This is a genomic window from Sporosarcina cascadiensis, from assembly GCF_009650995.1.
GTDB lineage: Bacteria > Bacillota > Bacilli > Bacillales_A > Planococcaceae > Sporosarcina > Sporosarcina cascadiensis.
Genome location: NZ_WHVV01000001.1, coordinates 436484 through 445746, shown reverse-complemented (window position 1 = coordinate 445746; position 9263 = coordinate 436484). Strand labels below are relative to the sequence as shown.

Below are 9263 nucleotides of genomic sequence, written 5' to 3'. Positions count from 1 at the left end.
GTAGTATGTGAATACACATGGGAAGGGTTGGGCATTCAAATGAAACTATTGTCATTCCGTTACGAAGGACAGACGTTATTCGGTACAAAAGTGAAACGTGAGGAAGCAGTGTGGGACGTGCTTGCAATGGCAGAAGCGCAGGATCAGCCTGATTTTCCTAAAACGATGATCGAGGCTGTGTCCCTTGGCATGGATTTTGTGGAAATGGTTCGTAAATTAGTGGAGAAAACAGAAACAGAAGAAAATGCGGAGCAGTTTAAGCACGCGTTTACGGATGTGGAGTGGCTGTCACCGATTCCGCGTACCCCTAAGAACGTCATATGTGTCGGGAAGAACTATGCCGACCATGTAACTGAAATGGGAGGCGAAGCACCGCCTGAAAAAGTTGTGGTGTTTACGAAATCTCCTACATCCATCGCAGGGGACGAGCAGACTTTGCCGATCCACAGTGATGTGACGGATTCATTGGATTATGAAGGGGAATTGGCTGTTGTCATCGGCAAGAACGGAAAAAATATCCCGAAACAGCTGGCCTATGACTATGTATTCGGCTATACGATTGCGAATGATATTACAGCACGCGATGTGCAGGCTGATCATAAGCAGTTCTTCCTCGGCAAAACACTGGATGGTTCATGTCCGATGGGCCCTTATGTGGTGACGAAGGACGAGATTCCAAATCCGCATAATCTTTCTATCGTGACAAAAGTGAATGATGATGTTCGTCAAAACGGCAATACTTCTTCCATGATGTTCAAAATTGATGAATTGATTGCAGAAATCTCTAAGTATGTAACGCTTGAAGCGGGCGATGTCATTTTGACAGGCACTCCGGCCGGCGTAGGAAAAGGCATGACGCCGCCGACATTCCTGAAAAAAGGTGATACGGTAAAAGTGTCTATCGAAGGCATCGGCACATTGGTCAACCGATTCGAATAAATTTTTGGCGGTTAACTGCAGGCAAGAGAATAGTAGTCTTTTGGAAATTATGGTAACATAGCAAACGACTATAGTAAAATGAGGTGGCAAGTTTGGGATTTTTAACGGATACAACCCATTTTCATATTTTGACGTGGGTAGTGGGGATAATTCTATTCCTCGTTTCTGCGAGCATGGCGGCAGGCACAAAAGGTAAGAAGATCACTCACATGATTTTGCGCTTGTTCTACGTTTTAATTATCATTTCAGGAGCGACGCTGTTCTTCACACATATGGGACTGAACGGCATGCTGTACGGCATTAAATTTGTACTTGGTCTTCTGACGATCGGATTTATGGAAATGACGCTGATCCGCGGCGGAAAAGGAAAGAACACGGGTCTTATGTGGGTCTTGTTCATCGTATTCCTTCTGGCAACTCTGTTCGTCGGATTCAAGCTGCCGCTCGGTTTTGACTTTTTTGCTTAATCAGGTGATGTAATATAACGAGGAGGAATGCAGATGGCAAGTCAGACAGGATGGATTTTTATAGCAGTGGTCCTGTTACTGATGGCGCTGTTTGCAGTGTCCGTATTCGTAACCGCCCGCAAGCAGAAAGATCCAGACTTTTTTCTGGATGAGGAAGAGTGAATAGGTATTAGCTTTTATAGCAGAGGAAGGAATGAAACTCATTCTTTCCTCTTTTTTGTGCTGGAGATTTCATATTTCTGTGGCTTGGTTTAAGGCTTAAAAGAAGTGTTGGTCATGGGATTTTCGCTACGGGCGGGGCGCTTTCCGCGGGCATGGCTGGAGCCTCCTCGTCGCTGCGCTCCTGCGGGGTCTCCAGCTCATGCTATTCCCGCAGGAGTCGCCCCGCCCTTCGCTTCAATCCTACCTTGGATTTATGTATGTATTTAGAAAGCTTACTGCCATCTTCTAAAATCTAAGAAGTTTTGTGTTTTGCGTAGTATATAAAGTACTCATGTCCTATTGCCTTGGTTTAAAGCAGGCTTGTATCCAGCAGTAACTTCCAATTGTGAGAAGTGTGAGTTTGCAGTATAAACCCGCTTCGGCGCTGGGGGATTGCCTTATACCATGAGCCTACTGGCGAAAGTCGTGGCTATCTGCCAAAGAAACTTCGCGAATGATCATAGTACCCGCTCAAGCGCTCATAGCCCAGCCTCAGCCGCTCATATACACCGGCCACGTGATCATACAGCATCCATCCGTGATCATTCAACCCGCCTTCGCTCTCATAGCGGCCTCGCAGTTGCGCCTTCGCTGGTGTTGGTGAAAGTATGACATGCTGCTTTTGCAGGGTGTGGATCTAGTCTGGTGTCGTTCTGGTTTCTTGACTTTGCAAGAAATATGAATGAGGTGTAGGTTTGCAGTTTTTGCAAATACATTAATCACAAGGAACTGAGTCTTTGCAGTATGATAAGTATTGCATGAAACGCGACACCTATCGTAAAAAACTCAAATAGTATGCTCATACTCTCACTCAAATAAAAAGTATTGAAAAACCAGCCAGTGTACCTTCGTTCCAGGCAACCTAAGTACGCCGCGTCCTGCGGCAACGGTTGCATGACTCACTTCGTGTGAGCCCGCGGCTAAAAACACTCTGGGAGGATCAGCCCGACAGATGATGACAACTTAGGGGAGCGAAGCGACCAAGTTGGCTCACCGCGGGCCCTCCAGAACGCGTCCGTCTGGAACGGAAATCAACGGTACTAGGTAATTTGTAGAATGCTTATTTATTAATTCAACTTATATAGTAATTGTATTGGTTTTGTACTTTGAGCTCTTGTTTCAAATTGAAACTCTATCAACTTATTATCTTCAATGAACTACACTTAATCTTTCACCATAAAAACTAGGGATTGAAGCGGAAGACGGGGCGACTCCGGGAGGATCAGCCTGACAGGATGAGACAACTAAGGGGAGCGAAGCGACCAGTTGGCTCACCGAGGGCCCTCCGGAACGCGTCCCCGTCTGGAGCGGAAATCCAGGCTGCAACCCAAGGTCATGTTAATAAGTTTTCAGTATACCCAAACACAAAGCAAGCAATTCACAGGATTGCCGTATTTACAGGCGAGAGCTGAGTAAATGAGAAGAAAGGATGGCGCGGGGTTCTGGCGTTTGATAAACTGATAAAAGAGTTTGCGTAAGGAGGATTTACTAAATTGAAACGAATCACCGGACTACTGGCAGCTTGCATGCTCGCCCTATCTATAGCACAACCGGTCACTTATGCAGAAACAGAAAAGACCTTCAGCGATGAAAGTATTTATGATCTGCTCGTCGACCGTTTCAACAACGGCCTGGGAACCAACGATTTTGACGTCAATGCCCGGGACTCCTATGCTTTTAACGGCGGAGACTTTGCCGGTATCAGCAACAGGCTGCAGCACTTGATTGATATGCATTTCACCATGATCTCCATCGGGCCTGTTTTCAAAACTGCTACATATGACGGCAATCAAGTACTCGATTATACAGAGCTTGAACCGCATTTTGGAACGTCAGAAGAACTCACACAACTGCTTTCAGAAATGCATGAGGCAGACTTTAAAGTCATGGCGGATTTCCCCCTAGGAAACGTCAGTGCCGATCACATCTGGGCTGATAAACTCGCTTCTGCTCCAGCTGAAGAAGGTACAATTGATTGGGACTTGGGCAACACAGAAGTGCAGGATCAGCTGATCAGTGCAGCTGTACAATTTGTCAAAGAGTACAAGCTGGACGGACTCCGTCTGACGAAGCTGAAGCAAGCGGACACAGCATTCCTGGACCGGATGATCGAAGCGCTTAAAAATGAGCGTGAAGGTCTCTATGTCATTACCAATGAAGCAAGTGACGCTTCATTCGACAGCATGCCTGCTACTGATCGCAGTGACGCGATACAAGAGTCATTCGTTCAGGTAGACCCGGACTCTTCCGCAATGGATCAGTTCTCCAATGAAAATGCGAATAAATTACTTCAATTCGATGATTTGACAGGGCCGCGTTTCACTTACAAAATGGTGGAAATGCGACAGTTCCCGCCAACACGCTGGAAAGTGGCGACAGCAGCACAATTCATGCTGCCGGGTGTGCCGCTTGTGCCGTATGCGACAGAAATTGCTGTAAACGGCAAAGAAGCGCCTGAGTCACATCCTTTCTTTAATTTTAAGACGGATATGGAATTGCATGAGTGGATCGGGGATCTTAATACGCTTCGGAATGATTCGGATACGCTGCGCAACGGGGACTTCCGTATGTTGCACAATGAAGGCGGGTTCACGGTATTTGAGCGTTCATCCGAAAAAGAAAAATGGATTATTGCCATCAATAATACTTCCGAAGTGCAGAGCTTAGAAATTGATCCGGCTGAAATCGGGGAGAAGAAAAAGCTCCGCGGTGTTCTCGGTCAAGATTTAGTAAAAGAGACAAAAGACAATGTGTTCCACGTCGTGCTGGATCGTGAGCTGGCAGAGATTTATATCGTAGAAGAGGATGAAGGGTTTAACACGGCCTATTTAATCGCTTCTATTTTAGTATATGTATTCTTCCTGTCATTCCTGTTTGCCGTCTTCCGTAAAGGCAGACAGCGCAAAAAAGATGAGAAACTAAAAAGACAGCAGGAAACTAAATAACAATGAGAAAAGCCAGTCCACTTTAATTTTGTGGACTGGCTTTATTTATTGACTTACTTTATTTAAGAAAAACAGTGCAATGGTGCCGGGTCCTGCATGTGAACCGATAACTGAGCCGATTTGATGAATTTCAATCGCTTTTGGCTGAATGACTTCTTCAATCATTGCTTTGAATTCCAGCGCAGTTGCCTCGTCGTCACTGTGGCTGATGGCGAGTGTCTGCTCCTCGAGATTGCTGCCGCGTTCTTCCATCACTTCGATCATGCGGCGCAGTACTTTTTTCCGTCCGCGGAGTTTTTCGATCGGCACGAGTTTTCCGCCTTCGACGTGAAGCAAGGGTTTAATATTGAGCAATCCCCCAAAAAATGCGCTCGCTTTTGAAACGCGTCCGCCTTTTGCCAGGTAATCCAAATCTTCTACGGTAAATAAATGTTCCATATGTGAGGCCATCGCACGAATCTTTCGTTCGATTTCCCGTACATTCAATCCCTCTTCGCGCAGACGGACCGCTTCTTTTACGAGAAGTCCATAGCCGAGTGAAGCACAGCGCGAATCAATGAGCACCAGATTCATCGACGGATTGCCTTCTTTTACCTGATCGCTCGTCATGACGGCTGTCTGGTAAGTTCCCGAGAGCTGCGAGGAGAAAGCGATATAGAGGCCGTCTTCTCCAGACGCTGCAAGCTCTTTCCATGTTTTCATCAGCAAATCAGGTGAGACTTGTGAAGTTTTCGGCTGCTGTCCCTGGCGGATGGCATCAAACACTTCTTTAGAATTAATTTCCACGATATCATCATATTCTTTTCCGTCGAGCAGGACACTCAGCGGAAACAGTTCTACATCGTTTTCCTCAAAGTAAGATTGAGGCAGATCACTGGCGCTGTCAGCAAAAATTTTCATTGGAAGTCCCCCTTGGACAAATATTCTATTGATTGAGTATGGATTTCTTCAAATTAAGACGCTCTTCGAGAATTAAAGAGATGCCGTCCTGATTATTTGTATCGGTTACTTCATTTGCAATAGATTTGAGACGGTCTATGCCGTTGCCCATTGCAACGCCCACTCCTGCATAGTCGATCATTTCCAAGTCATTATCTTCGTCGCCAAACGCGATAATCCGCTCTTTCGGGATATTCATCCACTTGGAAACCGCGTCAATGCCAACTGCCTTGTTCAGACCATGGCGAACGATTTCGACGATATTGAATGGCGCTCCCCAGCGTCTGTGGTCAATCACTTCCGCATGTATATCTTCCAAATGGCGGCGGATCGGATCGACTGTCTGATCATTGGCCTGGATCAGCAGACTGGTAGGATCCGTTTTTAATGATGTCCGAATATCGCCTTCTGTGATGATTGGATTGCCGAAGCCCAGGATATCGAGGAAACGTTCATCATGATACTGTGCGTAGACATCGTCCATTACTTCCGCCACAATGTTGTCCACTGAAAAATCCTGCATGGCTTCGACCACTTCTTTGACAATCGGCAGTGCGATCGTTTCGTGCATCGTTTTCCATGACGTATCAGTCGGATGATGAACGAATGCTCCATTGAAATTGACAATCGGTGTAGTCAGGCCAAGCTGACGGTAGTATATTTCACTCGCACGGTATGGCCGGCCTGTTGCAATCATGACATGATGTCCTTGCGAAACAGCAAGCTGCAGCGTTTCTTCCGTTTTAGGAGAAATTACTTTTTCATCAGTTAATAATGTTCCATCTAAGTCCAAAACAATCAAATGTGGTTTCAAAGTATCCTCTCCTATTGCTTTATAATATGTTTCAGTCTGCTCATTATATCTTCATAGTTTAGCGCTAATGAGGCGGGTAAGTCAAAAAAACGCGAATAAGGCGAACTTTTTGTTTTCTGGCTGAATTGTTGCTATCCTAAAATAACACTAAAGATCGCAGGAAAAGGGGAATTCGTATGATTATTCGTTCGGAACATTGGCAGCATATCCCGGTGCTTCATATCGTGGAGGAATCCAAGGAACAGGAACAGCTTCCGGTGGTACTGTTTTTTCATGGGTTTACGAGTGCGAAAGAGCATAACTTGCATTACGCCTATAATTTGGCGAAACAAGGAATCCGTGTAATTCTGCCAGATGGCATGCTTCATGGAGAACGGGCAGAGGATCTGGATGAATTTCATTTGGCGCTGAAGTTTTGGGAAATTGTTTTATCCAACATTAAAGAAGCAGGAATTCTGTATGAAGAGCTGAGAACTAGAAATCTGATTGATGGCAGCACGCTGGTTGGTATGGGTGGCACTTCGATGGGCGGACTGACGACATTCGGCTGCCTGGCGAGCTATGAATGGATCAGTGCAGCTTCCGTCATGATGGGTTCACCGGCGTTCGTCAAACTGGCGAAAGGACAGATTTCCTACGCAGAACGAGGCGGACGGGAATTGCCGGTTACGCCGGAAGAACGCGAACAGCTTTTTGCAGCACTTGGCCGAGTCGATCTGTCAGAAAATCCGGATAGACTGAATGAACGCCCGCTGTTCATGTGGCATGGGGAGCAAGATACATTGGTGCCGTTTGAATTAACGAAGGAATTTTATTTGGAGATTCAAAAAAATTATGCGGGTCATCCAGGGCGTCTGAAGTGGATGCCTGATGAAGAGGCGGGGCATTCTGTTTCGCGTCCCGGGATGCTGGCTTCTGTTGATTGGCTTGCGCAGCATTTGCTTGCAGGAGTGTAAGTTGGTAAGATGAAATCAGAACATAACAGAGAGGAGCATTCCGATGAGCGAAGAAGAAATCAAAGAGTACCTGTTTGGCGCGTTGGAGAATGTTATTGATCCCGAGCTGGGCATTGATATTGTGAACTTAGGTTTAGTCTATAACGCAGAGCTGCTTGACGAAGGTGTGGCTAAGATTACGATGACGCTGACTTCCATGGGCTGTCCGATGGGTCCGCAGATTGTAGCGAATATCAAGCAGGAACTGATGGAGCTGCCTGAGGTGAAAGATACAGAAGTAGATATCGTCTGGAACCCGCCATGGTCCAGAGAAAATATGTCACGCTATGCTAAAATGGCGCTCGGCGTACGATAATAAGCAATCCAAACCATACTCTTCGGGGTGTGGTTTTTTTGTTTTGAATGAAATGGAAAATATATAGCGTTCGTCATGGGATTTTCGCTTCGGGTTGGGGCGCTTTCCGCGGGCACGGCCTCAGCCGCTTCCCTCGCTTCGCTCAGTCCAGGGTCTTCGGCTCGTGCTGTTCCCGCAGGAAAAGCCGTAACGAAGAACGGCTTTTGCGAGCATAAGCGAAGCGTTGGGAGCACATCTTTGCATGTCGCCCCGCCCTCCGCTTCAATCCTACCTTTTGTCTGTAAGTACATGGCAAACTCATTGGCGCTTTCTAATATCTGAGAAGGTTTGTGGATTACGTAGTATATAAAGTATTCATGTCTCATTGGCTTAAGAGCTTAAAAGAAATATTCGTCATGGGATTTTCGCTTCGGGTTGGGGCGCTTTCCCGAGGGCGTGGCTTGAGCCTCCTCGTCCGCTGGCGCTACCTGCGGGGTCTCAAGGCGCACGCTGATCCTCCGGGAGTCGCCCCACCCTCCGCTTCAATCCTACCTTTTTTCCGTAAGTACATAGCAAACTCACTGGAGCTTTCTAACATCTGGGAAGGTTTGTGGTTCACGTAGTATATAAAGTATTCATGTCTCATTGGCAAAGTTGAAAACTAGAAGCAACTTATTATCCCTAACTGGTTCAGAGATTAATGCAATATTGTCTTTCTATTTTTAATAGAGCATTTTACAAATCAAATCTTATCAGAATGCATGAAATACCGCGCCTATCAAATTACCTCAGATACTATGCTCATACTGCCTGCTCACACAAAAAGTATTGAAAAACCAGCCAGTGTACCGGAGTGGAAGGCGGCGACTCTGGGAGGATCAGCCCGACAGGTGAGACAACTTGCGGGAGCGAAGCGACCAAGTTGGCTCACCGCGGGCCCTCCAGAACGCGTCCGCCTGGAACGCAGGGAAACGGTCTCCTTCTACTTACCATTCTATACTGCGCACTCAGAGTTAACTCTCAAACTGCTGTTATCAGCTTAGTAACTACAGTGAGCAAGGCTTTGGTTTTCATTTTAAAAAAGAAGGAAATGCCAAACTTTGTCGAATACTTACTAATGGATGGTGAAACATTATTCAATAGGGGGAATAGGAAAATGTCAGTTAAAACAGCGGATTTATGTGATGATTTCATTGAAGAGCTGCAGGTTTGTACGGTGGAGTTCAAATCGTACGGCAAGCACAAGCGGTTCTCGGGGCCGATCTCAACCGTCAAAGTTTTCGAAGACAACGTACTCGTCAAAGAAGCTTTGGAGACCATCCCGGAAGGCAACGTGCTGGTGGTGGACGGGGGAGGTTCGAAGCGCTGTGCATTGATGGGGGATATGCTCGGCGAAATCGCGCAGGACCGAAAACTTGCGGGTATTATTATTTATGGGTGCGCCCGGGATACAGCGGATCTCGGAACGCAGGAGATCGGTGTGATGGCGATTGGCAGCATGCCGGTGAAAAGTATTAAGCGCGGGGAAGGTCAAACAAACGAAGTGCTTCATTTCGGAAACGTGGAATGGGTGCCGGGTTACTACGTCTATGCAGATGAAGACGGGGTAGTCCTAGCACCGCGAAAATTAGTCTGAGCCTTACAGCCACTTGCCTTGTGTGAGTGGTT

General features: G+C 46.6%; 9 protein-coding genes. 7 read left to right on the top strand and 2 right to left on the bottom strand.

Translation table 11 applies throughout. The features are described 5' to 3' along the window. Positions 1-39: 39 nt before the first annotated feature. From GDZ68_RS02180 to GDZ68_RS02170, 4 genes are all read left to right on the top strand, one after another. Entirely contained in the window at positions 40-939 is a 900-nt protein-coding gene (locus GDZ68_RS02180) for a fumarylacetoacetate hydrolase family protein (RefSeq protein ID WP_153720627.1), read from the top strand. 92 nt (positions 940-1031) lie between these two features. After that, entirely contained in the window at positions 1032-1406 is a 375-nt protein-coding gene (locus GDZ68_RS02175; protein ID WP_153720626.1) for a YisL family protein, read from the top strand. 33 nt (positions 1407-1439) lie between these two features. After that, a complete protein-coding gene (locus tag GDZ68_RS18285; RefSeq protein WP_255425122.1) occupies positions 1440-1568 on the top strand; it encodes a hypothetical protein in 129 nt (42 codons plus the stop codon). Positions 1569-3100: 1532 nt separating this feature from the next. Continuing rightward, positions 3101-4552, top strand: a complete 1452-nt coding sequence (locus GDZ68_RS02170) for an alpha-amylase family glycosyl hydrolase (RefSeq protein WP_153720625.1) — start codon at positions 3101-3103, stop codon at positions 4550-4552. Between the two features lie 45 nt (positions 4553-4597). Here GDZ68_RS02170 and GDZ68_RS02165 read toward each other — a convergent pair whose 3' ends face one another. Together GDZ68_RS02165 and GDZ68_RS02160 are read right to left on the bottom strand one after the other, a co-directional pair. After that, the gene (locus GDZ68_RS02165; protein ID WP_153720624.1) at positions 4598-5452 is read right to left on the bottom strand and encodes a DegV family protein; all 855 of its coding nucleotides are present in this window, start codon (positions 5450-5452) and stop codon (positions 4598-4600) included. 25 nt (positions 5453-5477) lie between these two features. After that, on the bottom strand, positions 5478-6305 hold the full coding sequence (locus tag GDZ68_RS02160; RefSeq protein ID WP_153720623.1) for a Cof-type HAD-IIB family hydrolase: 828 nt from the start codon (positions 6303-6305) through the stop codon (positions 5478-5480). Positions 6306-6481: 176 nt separating this feature from the next. On the opposite strand from GDZ68_RS02160, the gene GDZ68_RS02155 reads away from it, so the two are divergent. The 3 genes from GDZ68_RS02155 to rraA all read left to right on the top strand — a co-directional run bounded on the left by GDZ68_RS02155 (position 6482) and on the right by rraA (position 9231). After that, positions 6482-7261 (top strand): prolyl oligopeptidase family serine peptidase, encoded by a 780-nt coding sequence (locus tag GDZ68_RS02155; protein ID WP_153720622.1) that lies wholly within the window; start codon positions 6482-6484, stop codon positions 7259-7261. Between the two features lie 43 nt (positions 7262-7304). Then, positions 7305-7616: a metal-sulfur cluster assembly factor gene (locus GDZ68_RS02150; RefSeq protein ID WP_153720621.1), complete on the top strand. Its 312-nt coding sequence runs from the start codon at positions 7305-7307 to the stop codon at positions 7614-7616. Between the two features lie 1135 nt (positions 7617-8751). Continuing rightward, a complete protein-coding gene (gene rraA, locus GDZ68_RS02145) occupies positions 8752-9231 on the top strand; it encodes a ribonuclease E activity regulator RraA (RefSeq protein ID WP_153720620.1) in 480 nt (159 codons plus the stop codon). Positions 9232-9263 lie beyond the last annotated feature (32 nt).